The organism is Neisseria perflava (assembly GCF_019334725.1).
Taxonomy (GTDB): Bacteria; Pseudomonadota; Gammaproteobacteria; order Burkholderiales; family Neisseriaceae; genus Neisseria; species Neisseria subflava_A.
In genome coordinates, this window is the sequence record NZ_CP079818.1 from 1,921,380 (window position 1) to 1,940,653 (window position 19,274).

Here is a 19,274-nt window from a genome sequence, read left to right on the forward strand (position 1 = left end):
TCCGCGCAAACCGCGTTACAATAAAGCCTCTTTTTTCAGACGGCCTTTCATCATGACCTGCCTTGCTTGGAACACCACACCCACCCTTGCTACCCTTTGCCGCGCCATCGAACAACATACCGCGCCGCTTTATTTGATTGTCTGCCTGCCTGAAAACAATATTCCCGATTTTCCGCTGTCCAATCATCCCTCCGAGCTTGAAGGCCGTCTAAACAACCGTCTCGCTCAAGCCATGAAATGCCTTCAGTTCAACAGCGTTAATGTTTTGGAAAACCTATTGCCTAATGTGCATCTCTGGATGGTTCCTCCACACCGTGCCGACCGCTTACACGAACATTTCCATCATATCGAATGGCAAACCGAAGCCATCCCCCAAGTACGCCCCTCTCCTCTGAAACCTTGGTTCAGACGGCCTGAACATCAAGCCGCGCCCGAACACGTCCTGATTATCGGCGCAGGCATTGCCGGCGCGGCAACCGCGCGCAAACTGGCGGAGCACGGCATACGCGTTACGGTTTTGGAGGCAGGTAAAGCGGCGCAGGCAGGCAGCGGCAACCGCCAAGGCTTGCTCTACGCCAAAATCTCGCCACACGATACCGAACAAACCGAGCTGCTGCTGACAGGCTACGGCTATACGCGCCGATTGTTGGAAGACTTGCTGCCCGACTCCGACGTATGGGGCGGCGACGGCGTATTGCATTTGAATTTTGACGAAAGCGAACGCAAACGCAATCAAGCCTTGGGTTTGCAACACCAGCATAAACACCTCTACCGCAGCGTATCTGCCGAAGAGGCTGCGCACATTGCAGGCATAGACGTATTTTCAGACGGCCTTTACTGGCCGCAAGGTGTATGGCTGAATCCACCCACTGTCGTGCATGCATTATTGAATCATCCGCTGATTGAGTTGCACGAACATTCGCCGCTGACCGCCGTATCGCATGACGGCACACGATGGACGGCACACACGCCGGTCGCGCATTTCAACGCCAGTCATATCGTTTACTGTATGGGCGCGCACAGCCCGACTGCCGCCGACACCAACGTCTCCGCCCTGCCTTTCCGCCAAATCCGCGGCCAAACCGGCGTTGTATCCGCCAGCCCATTTTCACAAAAACTGCGTTGCGCCATTTCCGGCGAAAGCTACATCAGCCCGATCTGGCAAGGCCGCCACTGCTACGGCGCGACATTTGTCCTCAACAGCAACGATGAAACTTGGTATCCGCACGAAGAAACCGAAAACCGCGCCGCCCTGCAACAGCTCAATCCGCCATTGGCACAATCCCTGTTTGAGCAAGATTCGTTTTCAGACGGCCTTCAAAACACACAAGGCCATGCCGCCCTACGTTGCGACAGCCTCGACCACTTACCCGTTGTCGGCGCGCTCGGCGACATCGCCGCCATGCAGTCCGCCTACGCTAAGCTGGCCTTGGACAAGAACTACCGCCTCGACAATATTCCCTGCCCTTACCTGCCCAATGCCTACATCAATACGGCACACGGCACACGCGGACTGGCGACAGCCCCCATCTGCGCCGCCGCCATTGCAGCCGAAATACTCGGCTTGCCGCAGCCGCTATCGCAAAGACTGAGAACCGCGCTACACCCCAACCGCGCCATCATCCGCGCGATTGTTCGGCAGCAGCCGTTGTTATCCGTTTAAAAATTTCGCTGTAAATAAAAAAGGCCGTCTGAAAGTCATCAAAACTTTCAGACGGCCTTTAGCTATCCGTTAACTGCTTAGAATTTCCATTCCAGCGATACAGCGTAATTGCGGCCTGGGGCGCGGTAGCGGTCTAAGCCTTTGCCATCGTGGTCAACGCCGTTGGTGGTGCTGTAGCTGTACCAACCTTCCTTTCTGTTCTAATTACCTTAGAACTTGGCTTCAAGCGTGAAGTTGTAGCTTCTGCCGGGGGAGGTGAAGCGTTCTATACCGGCATGGGTTTTGTTGTCAACGCGGTTGACTGTACCGAATTCGCGGATGCTGCGCAGCGATTCCCAAGTGTAGTATTTTTTGTTGCCGATATTGTACGCACCGGCGCGCACAGTGAAGTATTTACCCAAATTGACGTAACCTGTCAAATCGAAAAGCGTATAAGCTTTACTATGTTTGGCAAATGGCCATGGGTTGTTCAAATCATCACTGCTATGGACGGTGTCAGACGGTTTTTTAGCTGCAGTGTGGGTCAGGTACGCATTGACACCCCAGCGTTTGGAAGGAGCATCATAGCCCAGGTTGTAAACGGCAGACCACGGGGAAAGGGCGTTAATCGGGATTTCCTGTCCGTTGGTTTGTTTGGCTTTGCCTTTGATGTAGCTGACATTAACACCTGCGTGCGTGCCTTGCGGCAAACCGATGCTGTCGAGGTTCCATGTGCCGTTAAATTCCAAACCTTTCACCCATGCGGAGGAACGGTTTTGGTTTTGCCAAACGGGTGAGCTGACCAATGCGGTACCGTCGGAAATCGGCGCATAATTAGGGCTGTTGGGGTTGTCTGAGGACACACCCATGTAGGTCAGCTCGATAAAGTTGCGGTAGCGGGTTTGGAAGCCGGAGAGTTTAAAGTTTCCGGCTTTGCCACTGCCGGCAAGTCCCAGCTCGAAGTTTTTGGCGGTTTCTGCCTTCAGGTTGGGGTTGGCTTTAAGGTAGAAGTCAGGATGCGGGAACAATAGCCAGGTTTCGTCCGAAGTCGGCGCGCGGAAGCCTGTACTGTATTTCGCTAGAAGATTCAAATGTGGAGTAAATTTCCAGTCTAATCCTAAGCCGTAGCTGAAACCGCTGTGTTTACGCTCGCTGCCAAGATAGGGGATTTGACCGCGGATGGCAGGGGTATAGTTGGGGTTGTCCTTGGCTTTGCTGCTGCTGTTGTCGTAACGAACCCCGGCATTGAGGCGGTATTGGCTGCTGTCGCCGAATTGGAAGGTGTTGTTCCAGTAGGCAAAACGGTTTTTGGACGAGCTTTCGACCAGCATAGTCAATTCTTGGTTGTTGGACGTTTGGTATTTCGGGTCGTATAGGCGTACCCAATAGCTATGATCTCTATTGCCGTTGTCGTTTTGGGAACCACCCAATCCGTATTGCATTGCCCATACCAATTTGGAAAAGTCGATTTGTTTTTCGGCATCGGCACCAAATTGGGTATTTTTTTGACGGATGTTGCGAAACATATGGTACACGTCGCTGTTCACACCGCTGCGATTATAATCCGTCGGCAAATCCCAGGTCCAAGTGCTCATGTCGATGGTTTGACGGTCGTAACGTAGGTTAAGACTGTCCCATGGACCTTTGTCAAGTTGGTTTTTGTATTCGAAACCGATGCGTTTGCGGTAGGAAATATCTTGACGGGAACGGGTATCGCCCAGTGCCTCGCCTTTCCAGTTTGCCGCCCACATATTAGATAATTCGGTCGTTGTGCGGTCGGTACGAGAGTCTTCGTAAATCCAGCCGATACGGTTTTGATCGTTGAAGTTGTAACCCAGCTTGAACAGGGTGCTTATGTTTTCCCAATTTTGAGGGTCAGGTTTGCTGCGCGCTATACCGCGGCTGCCGTAGTTGGTACTGCCGGCATTCGGACTCCAGCTTTGTTTGTTGTCGGTGATGACGGTATCGGCAGCGTCGCTGTTGTTTTTGGTTTCTTTACCGAAACGGCGGGTGTAGACCATCAATGCGTCCAGACCCAACCAGGTTCCCGCGGCGGTTATGCTGCTGAATTTTTGGCTGTTGCGTCCGATATAGCCGCCTTTAATGCCTAAGTGGTAGGGTTTTTCTTCGGAAACATAGTCGCTTGCGGATTTGGTTTTATAGTTGACGGCACCACCCAATGCACCGCTGCCGGATTTGAGCGAGTCCGCGCCTTTGGTCATGGTTACTTCCGAGAAATTTTCAGGTTCGGAAGTGTTGCGGTTTGCATTGAAGTTGCCGTATGCACCGAACAACTCTTGGAATGCTTCAGACGACCTGCTTTCTGCTTGTGCCAGTCCGTCCACGTTGATGGCAACGCGGTCTTTATCGACACCGCGTATGGTAAAACCGTTAGAACCTGAGCGTCCGCCTTCAACGACGCTGATGCCTGGATCGTAACGCACCAAGTCGCTTTCATCGGAGACCATTTGTTTATCCAAAGCCTGACGGCGGATTTTCTCTTCACCGAGTTTTTGTACTTTGCGGCCGCCAATGACTTTGACTTCATTCAACTCCTGATAAGCTTGAGGAATAGGATCGGCCGCTAAGGCAGGGAAAGTTTGGCTGACAATAGCTGCCAGCAGTACAGGTTTAAAATGGAAGGACATTTTTTGCCTCTTAATATATATTGATTATCTATTATTGGAATGCTTGATGTGCAGTTACTTGCTGACAGGTGTCAAACTTGTATCCGTCGTATTGCGGTCGTCATCATTCTTCACGCCGCCGAACACGGTATCCAACGATTTATCGGCATCAAAGGTAACTTTACCGCCTATACTGACTTCTGTTTTATCGCCGTTAAATTGACCAAAGAATTTCCCTTCGACTTTGCCGTTTTTACCATCGGATTCGGCAGTGCCTGAGAAATCAACGCCGTTGATGCCTACATCTTTCATCACAACGTCCGGACCGTAATCAGCATTACCTAAAATCGTGCCGCCGAGTTTGTTGGTGTTGAAATTGGCTGTCAGCAGTGAAAGTTTGGGCGTGTTTTTTTCAGACGACCCGGAGGATTTGCCCGGATCGTAGGTTGAGGTAACGATATTGCCGTTGCGGACGCGGACAGCCCAAACTTCGTATGTAGTCTTGCCTTTTGCCACAGTACTGTCAGACGGAGTGTAATAAGACGGTTTTGCCGTTCCGACAGGTTTGCCGCCGACAAACAGGTCTGCCGTACCGTCTGAACTTATCCATGCGCCAAATTTAAGGTGATCATGTTTGGTTGCAGGGGCATTGGTGAACTGTCCCGAACTACTGCAACAGACAAACAGTTTGCCACCTTCAGATAAAGGTTGTCCTTCATGGCGTGTACGAAGGGCATAAGACGGGCTGGAATATGATGGGACAATCGGATCAGAATATGAACTAATGTTGTAATAGTTACCAGAAGGGGTTTGATAGACATATTGTTTATCGGTATAGCTGTAGCCCCATGATGTTTTCACTTCGAGTTCCGCTTCACGCAGACTGCCGCCTTTACCGGAAAGGGTATTGATGGTCTGTATCGCACTGCTTTCATCGCTCAACTTAACATTGGCGATAGGTTGCGCTGTCGGAATAGCAACGGGAACTTTGGGTTCAGATGCACCTCCACCTGCACATGCAGTCAAAATAAAGGTAGTTGCAATAGGCACTATAAATACATTAATTTTCATAACCAATCTCTCTAAAATACAAGCTTCTCAGATACAATAATGATAAGTATTACTAATAATATGCAATATTGTGTAACAAATATTTTATTTTAGCAATACCAATATTTTTTATATCAGTAGTTAGGGTGAATCTTTATGCCATCCTCTCTCTGTTAAATATATTTACGCAATTTATAATCCTATAAAAATAAATAAGTTATATTTATTTCGTAAATTTGCCGTTATAATGATAAATCTAAATACGAATCTGTATTTTTTATGCAAAAATAAAATCACCTGAGATGTTTCAGGCAGTTTTATGATAAGAGCAAATCCCTTATTAGAAACGATTTGCCCTCAGATATACATATATTTCGGATGACTTTAAATGCTAAAAATAAAACAAAAAATTGTCTCAGCTTCTTTGTGCTACCTATTGCCGTCAGCAGCCTTTGCTGAATTTCCCGAAGAGGGTGTTCGGCAGAATATTTCTTCTCAGAATACTGCTGTACAAGTACAACAGAAACAATGGTTAGATATTCTATCTGAGGAGGAAAGGTCGCCTGAAAAGAATGAGAATATAGGCAGACCAACTCTGGTTAATGATGATTTTTTAGCGGCAAACCCGCATATTCTTGAAGACGCACTGGTTCAAGCACTTAACGGCAATAGCGCAGACCTGGTTTCCTCGCTTGTCGCCCTTTACCGTAAACAGCCCAACCACAATCCCAAACTGATTGCACGTGCCGATGCTTTGCTGGCAAAGTTGAAAGGACGGACTTCCGAAGCGGTCGAACGTTATCGTACCCTTTATGAATCTGACGTTTCAGACGACCGCATATTGTTGGATTTGGCAGCAGCAGAGTTTCAGGACCATCGCTTGGGTGAGGCAACGATGCATTTTCGTCATGCCGCGCAACGCGATATACCTGCCCCTGTTTTGGAAAATGTCAAACGTTTTCAAGAAGCCGTCAAACGGCAGACAGAATGGAAATGGTCTGGTGGAATCAGCCCCGTGCATAACGATAATGCCAACAACGCTGCTCCGCGTTATTGCATCGAAACAAGGGGGCAAACCGCATGCAGTGTTACCTTACCTGTCAGTGCCAACGGCTTGAATTACGAATTGAACACCGAAAAACTCACCCCATTGCATGGGCATCACGCTATCAAATTCCGCACCAACCTCAGCGGCACAAGCTATTTTTTCGACCGTCAATCGGCTTACGACGATGCGTTCGGCAGGGCTTATTTGGGATGGCAGCGCAAGGATGGCAAACAAACCATCAGCGTTTTACCGTTTTATCAGGCACAGTTGGCAGGCAGCAGCGAGTTTGACAGCAAAAAAGAAAATAACCGTCGCGCCGCGCCGTATATGCTGGCACACGGTGTTGGCGTACAGCTTTCACATATGGTCAATCTCGGTAACGCAACACAACTTTATCACTCACTGGAGCGCTACCGCCAAAACTATCGGGAAACTGATCGTGCACTGCGCAACGATGGTTGGCACGACAGTACTTATCTTTCCCTAGCGCGCCGTTTTGGCAGTACGACCCTGTTCGGCGGTTGGCAATACAACCGCTTTGTTCCTGAAAACAAAAACATACGTAATACCGTCAACAATGCAGCCTACCACCGCAACGGTTTCAATATAGGTTGGATACAGCAATGGCGGGTTTTAGGTGGGCTTAACAGCAGACTTACCGCTTCATTTGCCAACCGTCGCTATAAAGGCATTATGGCATTCGGTACGGAGCCGCAACGCAATCGGGAGCGCGCTCTCTCTATCAATCTTAGTCACAACAAATTATCTTATAAAGGCATTACCCCTACTTTGAATTATAGTTATAGTCACACCCGTAGCAATGCACCCTATGCAATGCGTAATATTCATCAATGGTCATTAGGTGGTGAATGGAATTTTTAAAAGAGAATCAAATCTGAGTAGGTATAAGACAGCAACCCGTTCAAACAAAACTTTGTAGTGTAATTAAAGGTCTCTGCAAACATCTACGCCGAGGCCTTGTCTGTTTGATTTAATTATTTTTTAGAGTCTGTGCGGTGTCATACCTTCAGGTGCTTCCGCACCTTCCGGCAAACCGAAAGTTTCGCGCAAAATCACTTTATAGAAGGCAAACGCTTCGCACGCACCTTGAATGGCTTCCGCCTCGGCTTCGGGAGTCAAGTTCAAAGCGTTCAGATGCTCGACAAAAGCGCGCCAGTGTTTGCCGCGGCCGTTCGGATGAGGAGCCAGGTGGCGTGCGCCGAATTCGCCGGTGTATTCGAGTTTTTGAGCGTGTTTGAACAAGAATGCCGCGCCCAAATTAGAACCTTCGGCACAATACAGCCAGCCGATGGCTTTATTACCGGTTTCGTGTGGCAATTCTTTGTCAAATTTGTAAGGCTCTTCGCCCAAGTCTTTCAAGTCTTGAGTCACGGCATCGTAACGCGCCATGTATTCAAGCTCTGGAATGGCTTTGTTCAATTCGGCATCTTTATAGATGTGGTCGACGGCCTTGTGGAAAACAGATTGAAGTTTCAAGAATTTGATGTAGTTTTCTTTGCTGGAAAAAGGTTGAACGGACATAACCAAGTTATCAACGCTGTCGTGTGTAACTGTGGTTTGCTCTTTCAAGCGTTTGGCGAAAGTCAGCTCTTGGGTTTCACTCATGATGTTTCCTTTGAATTAAGAGACTAATAGTTTCAGATGGTTTCAGACGGCCTTTATGGTTAAAAATCCGTCTAATTTGAAAAGAATCGTTTTAAAAACAAAGAAGATAATTTTTAGCCTACTTCAGGTTCGTTGACCGTGTACCTTCCACAAATCTACAAGGATTATCGTGTTTTTAAATATTGAGAATATATCTTATTTTTATCCTAATGGAAATAAACCAAACTAAGACCTATTAATAAAATTTAACGGTCCATAGCAATAAACTTCTGAAGTCTTTTCAAACTTTTCAGACGGCCCAAACCTTATTAAGCAGCCGCCATTCAATCAAATATCGACCTAAATTTGGGCTATCCTTCTGTTTTCCTTTATAATGCGACACTCTTTGCACCTTCTTTATCCCCTGCCGAACCATGAAACGGATTCCTGCCTACCATCGCTGGTGGCGCTACAAGTCTTATCTTCCTGATGCGACGCTGCCTGCACATACGGTGGAATGCCCAGATTGCGGCTGCCGTATGGATATTCCGCGCCTGCGTCAGGGACAGGAAGCGCATTGTCCGGTGTGCAACCATGAAATTGTGGAAGTGGAAAACAATCCGTATATCGCGCCAATTGCCTATGCGCTGACAACCTTGATTCTAATGGCGTTCGCGTACAATATGGTGTATATCCGCGTGGATTTGTTCGGCGTGACATCGATTTTGTCGTTGCCGCAAATGATGCGGCTTTTGATTTCGCTGGATTACGGTTTTCTGGCGGAAGTGATGTTTATCCTCACCTTCGGCGCGCCCTTACTGTTTTTGCTGCTCTGTCTTTATGTTTATACGGCCTTGATACGCGAAAAGGCCTACCCTGCGCTGCGCTTTGCAACGCGCGTATTGGTTCGGCTGCGTCATTGGATTATGGTGGATGTGTTTTTCATTTCCACTTTGGTGGCATATATCAAGCTCTCGTCCGTTGCCACAGTAGAGTTCGGCTCAGCGTTTTATCTGATGTTTCCGTTGTCGGTCATGCTGATTCGGACTTCGGTATCGATTCCGCAGCATTGGGTTTATTATAAGATTCACCGTTTAACCGGCGGCCATGCGGTTCAGACGGCCACTGAAGACAAAATCTGTTGCAGCCGTTGCCTGTATTTCCGCGATAAAGACGAGCAGCCTTGCGGCGTATGCGGTGCGGACTTATACCGTCGCCGCCCGAAAAGCCTGAGCATTTCGCTGGCGTTTTTAGTCGCGGCGTTTATCCTGTATTTCCCTGCCAACATCCTGCCGATTATGATTTCGTCAAATCCGACGGCTTTGGAGATCAATACGATTTTCAACGGCATTGTTTATATGTGGGACGACGGCGACCGATTGATTGCCGTGATTATCTTTAGTGCCAGTATTATGGTGCCGGTTTTGAAGATTATTGCGATGGCGGTTTTGATTTATTCCGCATACTTTAAACCTGTGATGAGCGCGGACAAAATGTCGGTTTTGTATCGGATTACCGAATCCATCGGCCGCTGGTCGATGATTGATATTTTTGTGATTATTATTTTGATGAGTTCGTTCCACACCAATATGGCGCGCGTCGTGCCGGGTGGTGCGGCGATTTACTTCTGCCTGGTCGTTATTTTGACCATGCTTTCGGCCTATTATTTCGATCCCCGTCTGATTTGGGACAAGCAACAGCAGCTTTCAGACGGCCTTGATTCTGACCAGACCTTAACACAATGAAAAAACACGACTCTTCACCCAATTATCACGCACCGGCGCGTGTCAAGAAAACCAATGTCTTCACGTCTGTCGTGTGGCTGATTCCGCTGATTGCACTGATTGCCGGCGGCTGGCTTTTGATTAAAGACATCCGCAACCGCGGCCCTGTCGTTACGCTGTTGATGGACAGCGCCGAAGGCATCGAAGTCAACAACACCATTATTAAAGTGTTAAACGTCGATGTCGGACGCGTTACCCGCATCAAATTGCGCGACGACCAAAAAGGCGTGGAAGTCACGGCCCAACTCAGTGCCGACGCCAAAGACCTTATCCGCAGCGATACCCAATTTTGGGTGGTCAAACCGCGTATCGACCAAAGCGGCGTTACCGGCTTGGGAACCTTGCTTTCCGGCTCATATATTGCATTTACACCGGGCAAAAGCCAAGAAACCAAAGACGTATTTGTCGTCCAAGACATTCCGCCGATTGCCGCCATCGGTCAAAGCGGCCTGCGCCTGAATTTGATCGGCAAAAACGACCGCATCCTCAACGTCAGTAGCCCGGTTTTGTATGAAAACTTTATGGTCGGCCAAGTAGAAAGCGCGCATTTCGACCCGTCCGACCAAAGCGTGCATTACACCATCTTCATCCAAAGCCCCAACGACAAACTGATTAATTCCTCCAGCCGTTTCTGGCTGGAAAGCGGCATTAATATCGAAACCACAGGCAGCGGTGTCAAACTCAACTCCGCCCCTCTGGCTGCCCTGCTATCCGGCGCGATTTCCTTTGACTCGCCTAAAACAAGCGACAGCAAGAACGTCAAAAGCGAAGACAGCTTCACGCTTTATGACAGCCGCAGTGAAGTCGCCAACCTGCCTGACGACCGCTCGCTGTACTACACCGCGTTTTTCAAACAATCCGTACGCGGCCTGACTGCCGGTTCGCCTGTCGAATACAAAGGCCTGAATGTCGGCGTGGTTTCCGATGTCCCTTATTTCGACCGCAACGACAGCCTGCATTTGTTTGAAAACGGTTGGATTCCCGTACGCATCCGCATCGAGCCTTCCCGTTTGGAAATCAATGCCGACGAGCAAAGCAAAGAACATTGGAAACAACAATTTCAGACAGCCTTAAACAAAGGCCTGACCGCCACCATCTCCAGCAACAACCTACTGACCGGAAGCAAAATGATTGAGTTGAACGATCAGCCTTCTGCCTCGCCTAAGCTGCGACCGCATACCGTTTATGCAGGCGATACCGTTATCGCGACCCAAGGCGGCGGTTTGGACGATTTGCAAGCCAAAGTGGCCGACTTGTTAGACAAGTTCAACAATTTGCCATTGGATAAAACCGTTGCCGGCTTGAACGGTTCGCTTGCCGAGCTCAAGTCCACACTTAAATCTGCCAATGCTGCCCTAAGCTCTATCGACAAACTGGTCGGCAAACCGCAGACACAAAACATTCCGAACGAGTTGAACCAAACCCTGAAAGAATTGCGTCAAACCCTGCAAGGCGTATCGCCTCAATCGCCTATCTATGGCGACGTACAAAATACGCTGCAAAGTTTGGACAAAACCTTAAAAGACGTTCAACCCGTGATTAATACTTTGAAAGAAAAACCCAACGCGCTGATTTTCAACAGCAGCAGCAAAGACCCTATCCCGAAAGGAAGCCGATAATGCGCCTCTTCCCGATTGCCGCCGCCCTGACGCTTGCCGCCTGCGGCACTGCGCAAAGCACACAATATTTCGTCCTGCCCGACAGCCAGTACATCCGACCTGATGCCCATGGCAACGAAATCGCGGTCAAAGTCAACCTTGCCGAACCGCTTGCCAACGGCGGCCTCGTTTACCAAACCGATGCCTATCATGTGAATCTAGCGAAAAACCACCTTTGGGCGGCACCGCTCGATGGCGCATTGTCAGCAAATCTCAGCAACAAGCTCAACCGCCTCAATCCGCATCGCACCTTCGTGCCTGCTTCACGCAGCCAAAGCAGTCAAACCCTGAAAGTCTATATCGAAGCCTTCCAAGGCAGCTATCAGGGGCAGACCACCATCAGCGGTTATGCACTATGGCCGGACGGACGCAGCAAACCGTTTAACGCCATTACGCCGCAACAAGGCGACGGCTATACCGCCATGCTCGAATCGTTGGAAAACGGTTTGTCACAGGTTGCCGATACGATTGCCTATTAAACCAAAAGGCCATCTGAACATTTTCAGACGGCCTTTTTTATGTTTCAAACATTCATCACAACGCGCGGTCAAAATACAAAGCCACGCCGGAACGCTCGCTCATTGCCAACAAATAATCCATCAATTTTTGCGGCCATTGGATACCGCGCACAACGGTCAGGTTGCGCAAAATAGGGAACGTCAGGATATCTTCCAAACTAATTTCTCCACCCAAGCCCTCGCCTTCGCACACCAGCGCTTCCAGTTCTGCCAAGTCTTGATGCAGACGCTCCAGATATTGCGCCGTTTTGTTCAGATTAGTCTCGAAATTGCCGATACTTTTCTCTTTTTTGTCGATAAAGTATTTTTTCGCTTCATCGGTCTCAAATTCGGGCAGGCCGATTTTGACCATGCGCGGCTGTACCAATTTATTATTGTATTCGCCCACTTTATCCAACCAAGCCTGCATTTCTGGACGAACTTCCTCTTTCAGACGGCCTTGATCGATATAGCGGACAATATCCAAACTTTCGCCCATAAACGAACCGTCTTCTTTTTGCAAAATCGGCACTTGTTTTGAGCCAATCATGCCAATCGGCATGGCTTCGTCATCATTTGCCAAGACAACCTCTTCCACCGCCACATCACGCAAGCCGAAAATCATCCGCGCACGAACACAAAACGGGCAATGGTCGTAAATATACAGTTTCATTAAAAATCCTCCGAAAATGGGTTTGATTGGGCAAAGGCCGTCTGAATGCCTCACGCAAAAGGATTATCCTGCCAAATATCTTTGGAAACCATATCTGATAACGTGTTTATACGGCCGGGATATATGCAGTATTGTCTCCGGGCAGTATAACCGATGTTGAAATTTCCGTCGGATACACGACATCAGCGGCTGTCTCTGCTGAAATTTCACCTGCCAACTCATTGTAAATTCCTTTGTCGTTTTGGAAATCAATATCGGCAACCTTACGCCTTTCCCCGTTTTCCAAAACCACTTCTGATTCAAATAATATTTTATTATCGGCTTCATCTTTCAGATTGATTTTTGCAAAATCCAAAGAGATCGACTGGATATCCCAGTCGGACAATAGAGAAAGCTCTCCTTCCTCCGTTTTCCCGTTACTGTTTTCGTCATGCCAGATTCTTAGCTCGCCCCACAATTCATCATATTGATTAATGATATTATTATTGTCGCTGTCCAAATCTTTCAAAGCTTCTACGCCGTTTTCTGCGCGCTTGCCGTCAGACATAACTGTTGCCTCACCAAACATCTCCGTTCCGTCGTTTACCATGCCGTCTCCATTTTTATCCCAAACCAAAAAACCGCTGCCTTTTTTGAGCCAAGCCGTCTGTTCGGCCATCCCGTCGCCATCCATATCAAAACTCACTCCATCCTCCACCGAAGTCGTGAGCAACTCTTCTCCATACAGCTCGATAGCAAGAGGAGTATGGTAATTTTTGGCAATTTGGTCAAAATTCTGCTGAAGATTATCCACTCCGCCCTGCAAATCAAGTGAAATATTGGCTTTGTTCAGTAAATCCTGCAAAGCTTTCAAAGCTTCGTTTTCATTATGAATTTCTTTGCCTTTTCCTGATGCCTGTTCGGATTTTTGCTGTTCGACCAAAGTAGCCAAGCGGTTCACTGCATTGGAATGAAGCCTACTGGCTGAAGTAATCAGTGCCGCATACGCACTTTTTGAGTAATTTACTAAATTATCGTTGAAGCTGACACTCTTGCCCGCGCCACCGATACCGAATTCAATCGCCCCCTGCTTTCCGCCTGAAGAATAATATAACGCTGTTCTTGCAGCCGTCGTTACCGTACCGTCTGCCAAACGGCTGTTGGCAGGTACAAATACCACCATCAGCGTAGGATTTCCACGCGCCATCATCGGCATCAGACTAAGCGGCATATTTGGATCGGTTTTCTGAAAGCGAACCCGCTCGTCACCTACGCCAAACAGTCTGTTGGGATGGTCAGGCGCTGCTTCATCCATTCCTGATTGCAGAATTTTTTGCTTTTCGGCCGGAGTTTTACCGTTTAGCAGGTTTGGATTGGTTTCCTTAAGGAATACAGATTTCGCCCATGTCCAATAAGTATGGTCGGGCTGTCCGCTGGGGTTTTGGGTTTTCATTTTGTGGGCAAAATAATCAACAGCCTGTTGTTGGTTCATCGCCTTGATTGCTGCCGTATCCGATCCGTATTTGGTTTCTTTGGGATTGTTCCGCAAATCAAACTGAAAACGGTTGTATTCGGCTTTTCCTTCTTCATACAAAAAACGGCGGGCATACTCATTTGCAGTAAGGTTTTTTGTTGGATTTCTCTCATCAGCAAGATCTAGTCTATAAAGAGTATCAGAAATACCATGCTCGATTTCATGGGCATAATCAGAAGCCGTAAGATAATCTTTTCCAAATACCATCTCACGGTATTCAATGTCTCCTCTTAATTTTCTCGTTGTATAAGTGGCTGGAACATGATGATCGACACGAATACTTGATAGCCCCCATTTATTGATAAAAATATGAGTCTTTTGCATAATAACATTATCCCGCATGATGCTATCAATCTCCTTTTTAGGCATGCCCATGCGAATAAAATGCTGCCGAATTTGTGCATTTTGAACTGTTGCCATAATAATTCTCCTATTAATTGTTTGAGTAAATTTTTAATTTTAATTGGTGATAAAATAATCTTTTTTATATAAATAATTTTTTTTATATTGAATATAAGATATTTCCTTGCTACATCTCATATTTTCTTGGTTATCATGCATAAAGTATAGAGATACACTATCATGAATAGACAATCTTGCATGAAAATTCTTAATATGACCGTTGTTGTCAATAGCCTCTAATGATTTTTCTAAGTTGTCAATATCCTTTAATGATTTTCCAAAACTTACAGCAGAATCAGAACAAAATATCGGTCTAAACATTGGATGCCAACCAATGCTTGGCAGGGGCAAATCCTCGGGATAACGGTTGTCAGGAAACAGCGAACGGTAATGCTTTAAATAATCAGGCGTTGCTTCGATTTCTAAAAAAGTACTGCCGTTGTAGTTGGTCTGATGCACTACCGTAAAGCCGTCGGTCGGCCGTTTTAGCTTACGCCGCCTGTGTTTGAGCCATTTCTGCCGCTCTGCCTTGTCTTTCCATCTGAGTACCGCCTGTTTTTCTCCGTCAGGCCGCAAACGGCCGGAAAGCCGCAGATAGCGCCGGTACACGGGAATCTGCCACTTTTTCGCTAAATCTTCAGGCGGCATATCAAGCAAACAGGCACTATGCACCGTGCCTGCCATCTGCCTGAACAAACTCTCGAAGCTATTTACAGGATAAAGCTGCCCGCAGCCCGTTGCGTCATCCGCATATGCTTGAGAAACAGAGACCGTCTGAATGCCGCTATCGGCATGAGACAAAATGGGCAGCAACATGGCCGGCCACAACAAAGCAGCTAAAAATTTCACACTCATCTCCTTCTTGATAAAAATTATTACTTGCTTTGATATTATTCCCAATATTTTTTCACTGCAAGCACATTTACACGCTAATTGTTTGTTTTATTTTGATGTTTATATGTTATTGCAAGTTGGGTAGCCCAGGCCGTCTGAAACAAGGCTTCCTGAAACATAGTGCCGCATTCGCATACAAATCTAGGGCTGTCGGCAAGAAACTGTTACAATGGCAACGTTTTTATCAAAAAGAAAAAAACGCACGCCATGACCACTATTCGCCAAACGCCCCAAACATCGAGTGCAACGCTGGAAGGCCTCCTCGCATGGTTCGACGGCTATGTTGCCGCGCTGCCTGATCCCGATAAAAACCTAATTCAGACGGCCTTTGACCTGTCTAAAGAACATTATCCTGCCGATGCCCTAACGACTTACGGCGAGCCTTTAATGGAACATTTTCTCGGCTCGATGCAAATCGTCAGCGAACTCGACTTATTGCCCGATGCCGTGGCCGCTACGATTTTGTCCGACATCGGCAAATACGTTCCCACTTGGCGCGAATTGGTTACCGAACGCTGCAACAGTACCGTTTGCGAGCTGGTCAAAGGCGTGGACGAAGTACAGAAACTGACCCAATTCGCCCGCGTAGACAGCCTTGCCACGCCGGAAGAGCGCGCCCAACAAGCCGAAACCATGCGTAAAATGCTGTTGGCGATGGTTACCGACATCCGCGTCGTCCTGATCAAACTGGCCATGCGTACGCGCACCCTGCAATTTTTAAGCAACGTTCCTGACAACCCTGAAAAGCGCGCCGTTGCCAAAGAAACCCTCGACATTTTTGCCCCGCTCGCCAACCGCTTGGGCGTGTGGCAACTCAAATGGCAGCTCGAAGATTTGGGCTTCCGCCATCAAGAGCCGGAAAAATACCGCGAAATCGCCCTGCTTTTGGACGAAAAGCGCACCGAGCGCCTCGAATACATCGAAAACTTCCTCAATATCCTGCGTACGGAACTGAAAAAATACAATATTCATTTTGAAGTTGCCGGAAGACCGAAGCACATCTACTCCATTTACAAAAAAATGGTGAAGAAAAAGCTCACTTTCGACGGCCTGTTCGACATCCGCGCTGTGCGGATTTTGGTGGACACCATTCCCGAGTGTTACACCACGCTGGGTATTGTCCACAGCCTCTGGCAGCCGATTCCGGGCGAGTTTGACGACTATATCGCCAACCCGAAAGGCAACGGCTATAAAAGTTTGCACACCGTTATCGTCGGCCCGGAAGACAAAGGTGTGGAAGTCCAAATCCGCACCTTCGACATGCACCAATTCAATGAATTCGGTGTTGCCGCCCACTGGCGTTATAAAGAAGGCGGCAAAGGCGATTCCGCCTACGAACAAAAAATCGCTTGGTTGCGCCAACTCCTAGACTGGCGCGAAAACATGGCTGAAAGCGGCAAAGAAGACCTTGCCGCCGCCTTTAAAACCGAGCTGTTCAACGATACGATTTATGTTTTGACCCCGCACGGCAAAGTCCTCTCCCTGCCTACGGGCGCCACCCCCATCGACTTTGCCTATGCCCTGCACAGCAGCGTAGGCGACCGTTGCCGCGGCGCAAAAGTCGAAGGACAAATCGTGCCGCTGTCCACACCATTGGAAAACGGCCAACGCGTTGAAATCATTACCGCCAAAGAAGGAAATCCTTCCGTCAACTGGCTCTACGAAGGCTGGGTCAAATCCAACCGCGCCATCAGCAAAATCCGTGCCTATATCCGCCAGCAAAATGCGGATACCGTGCGCGAAGAAGGCCGCGCCCAGCTGGACAAACAGTTGTCAAAAATCTTCCCCAAACCCAATCTGCAAGCATTGGCGGAAAAACTCGGCTTCAAAAAAACCGATGAACTCTATACGGCCATCGGTCAGGGCGAAGTTTCCAACCGCGCCATCCACAAAGCCTGCGGTGCGCTGAATGAGCCGCCTCCTGTGCCGATTGATGAAACCAATATCGTCAAGCAGTCCAAAATCAAAAAAGGCGGCAAAAACGGCATTTTGATTGACGGCGAAGACGGCTTAATGACCACACTTGCCAAATGCTGCAAACCGGCACCTCCTGACGATATTGTGGGCTTTGTTACCCGCGACCGCGGTATTTCCGTCCACCGCAATACCTGCCCTTCTTTCCGCCACCTTGCCGAACAGGCTCCGGAAAAAGTGTTGAACGCAAGCTGGGCAGCCTTGCAAGAAGGACAAGTGTTTGCCGTCGATGTTGAAATCCGCGCCCAAGACCGCTCCGGTTTGCTTCGCGATGTTTCGGATGCGCTGGCGCGTCATAAACTCAACGTTACCGCAGTGCAAACCCAATCGCGTGATTTGGAAGCCAGTATGCGCTTTACCCTTGAAGTCCGCCAAGTCAATGACCTGCCGCGCGTATTAGCCAGCTTAGGCGACATCAAAGGCGTTTTAAGCGTAACGCGCTTGTAGTTCTAACGCACCAAGCAAATCTAAAGGCCGTCTGAAAGCAACTTTTTCAGACGGCCTTTTAAGTTTTTAACACACCAATATCTCAACGCTTCAACTTATCTTTCTTAAAAAGTCAGCCGCAGCCTTAGTCACCTCAATATATAACCCCCTCTTCTATTCTTACAACCAGTTGTTATTTCCTACCGGCATCATTCTCAGGCAAACTTATTATCCTCATGATAAACAAGATATTTCCAATTTAAGAGAGCCTCATGAATACACGAGATTTGTACCCTCACGAGATTTTGCAGGAAGCCATCGGCAAGAGCTGCGCCAAGTCTGAGTTCAGCATCAAAATGTTGGTGATTTTGAGTTTTTTAGGCGGCGGCTATGTCGGCTTCGGCTATCTTGCCTGCCTGCGCGTCATCAGTGGCATTCCGGCCGAATGGAACGGCCTGGCCGCCCTTTTGGGTGCGTCTGTGTTCCCGATTGCGCTGATTTGCATCTTAATCGGCGGCGGTGAGCTGGCAACAGGCAATATGATGATTATGGCTTTGGGCAGATTAACCGGCCGCGTCAGCACCTACAAACTGGTACGCAACTGGCTCATTGTCAGCTTGGGCAATCTGGCAGGCGCTGTTGCCATGGCCTATTTCCTCGGCCACTATGTCGGCTTGGCAGAGGGAGCGGCTGCGGCTAAAACCATTGCCATTGCCGAAGCCAAAGTTAATATGGACTTTGGCCGTGCCTTCGTTTCCGCTATCGCATGTAACTGGATGGTGTGCATGGGTATTTGGTTCTATTTCGGCTCACGTCATACTTCAGGCCGCATTTTGGCAACTTGGTTTCCGGTCATGATCTTCGTGTTAATCGGTTTCCAACACTTTGTCGCCAATATGTTCATCATTCCGGCCGGTATTTGGGCAGGCGCAAATGTCAGCTGGGGTCAATTTTTCTACAATATGATTCCCGTCTTCTTAGGCAATGTCCTCGGCGGATCGTCTTTTGTTGCCGCTTTCTATCTCTTCGCTTATAAACATTTGTTAAAAGAAGATTTTTCTATTTAGTTTAAACTGACTCACTACCCCGTATTCATCAGAAATACGGGGTAGTGCCGTTATCAGGCCGTCTGAACAGCTCCTTTCGTGTCGCATAATTACGCTTTTTTTCTGCATAACGTTTCATTTATAGGAAAGATAGTTTCATTGTCTTTCCTTTTCTCCAATTTAAGATAATTTTTGCAATCTTTTGTTTTCAAATAACTTCCCCTCAAAAGCGCTACGATTTTTCATAAAGCCCGTGTTCCGTGCTTTGCAAAACAAAAAATTTACTGTATTCTGAATTTAATTATTTACAATTTAATATGGATTGGTTACATATCCTATTGTATTTGAAAATAATTTATCCTGACTCTCTCGTGAAAAACAGGATTTTTAAGCTGTATTTTTATTAGAAAAAAGTTTGGGTACGAATTGTTTGCA

The 19,274-nt window shown here is 47.9% G+C and carries 13 protein-coding genes; 7 read left to right on the plus strand and 6 right to left on the minus strand.

Going from position 1 to position 19,274, the window contains the following annotated elements; all coding sequences use genetic code 11:
- Positions 1 to 52 precede the first annotated feature (52 nt).
- Complete coding sequence (gene mnmC / locus LPB400_RS09235; protein WP_219088810.1) at positions 53 to 1,663, plus strand: FAD-dependent 5-carboxymethylaminomethyl-2-thiouridine(34) oxidoreductase MnmC; 1,611 nt, start codon at positions 53 to 55, stop codon at positions 1,661 to 1,663.
- Positions 1,664 to 1,872: 209 nt separating this feature from the next.
- Here the strand turns inward: mnmC and LPB400_RS09240 are convergent, their stop codons facing one another.
- A complete protein-coding gene (locus LPB400_RS09240) occupies positions 1,873 to 4,290 on the minus strand; it encodes a TonB-dependent hemoglobin/transferrin/lactoferrin family receptor (RefSeq protein ID WP_219088811.1) in 2,418 nt (805 codons plus the stop codon).
- 54 nt (positions 4,291 to 4,344) lie between these two features.
- Entirely contained in the window at positions 4,345 to 5,340 is a 996-nt protein-coding gene (locus LPB400_RS09245) for a Slam-dependent surface lipoprotein (protein WP_107792000.1), read from the minus strand.
- A gap of 367 nt (positions 5,341 to 5,707) precedes the next feature.
- Between LPB400_RS09245 and LPB400_RS09250 the strand changes: the two genes are divergently transcribed.
- Entirely contained in the window at positions 5,708 to 7,249 is a 1,542-nt protein-coding gene (locus tag LPB400_RS09250) for a surface lipoprotein assembly modifier (RefSeq protein WP_107792001.1), read from the plus strand.
- A 120-nt stretch (positions 7,250 to 7,369) separates the two neighbouring features.
- Here LPB400_RS09250 and LPB400_RS09255 read toward each other — a convergent pair whose 3' ends face one another.
- On the minus strand, positions 7,370 to 7,993 hold the full coding sequence (locus LPB400_RS09255) for a biliverdin-producing heme oxygenase (RefSeq protein ID WP_070461963.1): 624 nt from the start codon (positions 7,991 to 7,993) through the stop codon (positions 7,370 to 7,372).
- A 413-nt stretch (positions 7,994 to 8,406) separates the two neighbouring features.
- Here LPB400_RS09255 and LPB400_RS09260 point away from each other — a divergent pair, with 413 nt between their 5' ends.
- From LPB400_RS09260 to LPB400_RS09270, 3 genes are read left to right on the plus strand one after another with little or no spacing between them, the layout of a single operon-like run.
- A complete protein-coding gene (locus LPB400_RS09260; protein WP_083290081.1) occupies positions 8,407 to 9,717 on the plus strand; it encodes a paraquat-inducible protein A in 1,311 nt (436 codons plus the stop codon).
- The gene (gene pqiB, locus LPB400_RS09265; protein WP_070461959.1) at positions 9,714 to 11,375 is read left to right on the plus strand and encodes an intermembrane transport protein PqiB; all 1,662 of its coding nucleotides are present in this window, start codon (positions 9,714 to 9,716) and stop codon (positions 11,373 to 11,375) included. The genes LPB400_RS09260 and pqiB overlap by 4 nt, the downstream gene beginning before the upstream one ends.
- Positions 11,375 to 11,893 (plus strand): PqiC family protein, encoded by a 519-nt coding sequence (locus tag LPB400_RS09270; protein WP_070461956.1) that lies wholly within the window; start codon positions 11,375 to 11,377, stop codon positions 11,891 to 11,893. The genes pqiB and LPB400_RS09270 overlap by 1 nt, the downstream gene beginning before the upstream one ends.
- 55 nt (positions 11,894 to 11,948) lie before the next feature.
- Here LPB400_RS09270 and grxB read toward each other — a convergent pair whose 3' ends face one another.
- The 3 genes from grxB to LPB400_RS09290 form a co-directional block, all read right to left on the minus strand.
- Positions 11,949 to 12,584: a GrxB family glutaredoxin gene (grxB, locus tag LPB400_RS09275; RefSeq protein WP_107769234.1), complete on the minus strand. Its 636-nt coding sequence runs from the start codon at positions 12,582 to 12,584 to the stop codon at positions 11,949 to 11,951.
- A gap of 106 nt (positions 12,585 to 12,690) precedes the next feature.
- A complete protein-coding gene (locus tag LPB400_RS11090; protein ID WP_225905466.1) occupies positions 12,691 to 14,517 on the minus strand; it encodes a hypothetical protein in 1,827 nt (608 codons plus the stop codon).
- Positions 14,518 to 14,556: 39 nt separating this feature from the next.
- Positions 14,557 to 15,354: a hypothetical protein gene (locus LPB400_RS09290; protein ID WP_107769233.1), complete on the minus strand. Its 798-nt coding sequence runs from the start codon at positions 15,352 to 15,354 to the stop codon at positions 14,557 to 14,559.
- Between the two features lie 246 nt (positions 15,355 to 15,600).
- Here LPB400_RS09290 and LPB400_RS09295 point away from each other — a divergent pair, with 246 nt between their 5' ends.
- Positions 15,601 to 17,814: a RelA/SpoT family protein gene (locus tag LPB400_RS09295; RefSeq protein WP_070460959.1), complete on the plus strand. Its 2,214-nt coding sequence runs from the start codon at positions 15,601 to 15,603 to the stop codon at positions 17,812 to 17,814.
- A gap of 251 nt (positions 17,815 to 18,065) precedes the next feature.
- Positions 18,066 to 18,860 (plus strand): formate/nitrite transporter family protein, encoded by a 795-nt coding sequence (locus LPB400_RS09300; protein WP_070460961.1) that lies wholly within the window; start codon positions 18,066 to 18,068, stop codon positions 18,858 to 18,860.
- Positions 18,861 to 19,274: the final 414 nt, after the last annotated feature.

Coding starts and splice junctions, on each gene's coding strand:
- mnmC (WP_219088810.1), top strand. CDS start 53: ATGACCTGCCTTGCTTGGAACACCACACCCACCCTTGCTACCCTTTGC.
- LPB400_RS09240 (WP_219088811.1), bottom strand. CDS start 4,290: ATGTCCTTCCATTTTAAACCTGTACTGCTGGCAGCTATTGTCAGCCAA.
- LPB400_RS09245 (WP_107792000.1), bottom strand. CDS start 5,340: ATGAAAATTAATGTATTTATAGTGCCTATTGCAACTACCTTTATTTTG.
- LPB400_RS09250 (WP_107792001.1), top strand. CDS start 5,708: ATGCTAAAAATAAAACAAAAAATTGTCTCAGCTTCTTTGTGCTACCTA.
- LPB400_RS09255 (WP_070461963.1), bottom strand. CDS start 7,993: ATGAGTGAAACCCAAGAGCTGACTTTCGCCAAACGCTTGAAAGAGCAA.
- LPB400_RS09260 (WP_083290081.1), top strand. CDS start 8,407: ATGAAACGGATTCCTGCCTACCATCGCTGGTGGCGCTACAAGTCTTAT.
- pqiB (WP_070461959.1), top strand. CDS start 9,714: ATGAAAAAACACGACTCTTCACCCAATTATCACGCACCGGCGCGTGTC.
- LPB400_RS09270 (WP_070461956.1), top strand. CDS start 11,375: ATGCGCCTCTTCCCGATTGCCGCCGCCCTGACGCTTGCCGCCTGCGGC.
- grxB (WP_107769234.1), bottom strand. CDS start 12,584: ATGAAACTGTATATTTACGACCATTGCCCGTTTTGTGTTCGTGCGCGG.
- LPB400_RS11090 (WP_225905466.1), bottom strand. CDS start 14,517: ATGGCAACAGTTCAAAATGCACAAATTCGGCAGCATTTTATTCGCATG.
- LPB400_RS09290 (WP_107769233.1), bottom strand. CDS start 15,354: ATGAGTGTGAAATTTTTAGCTGCTTTGTTGTGGCCGGCCATGTTGCTG.
- LPB400_RS09295 (WP_070460959.1), top strand. CDS start 15,601: ATGACCACTATTCGCCAAACGCCCCAAACATCGAGTGCAACGCTGGAA.
- LPB400_RS09300 (WP_070460961.1), top strand. CDS start 18,066: ATGAATACACGAGATTTGTACCCTCACGAGATTTTGCAGGAAGCCATC.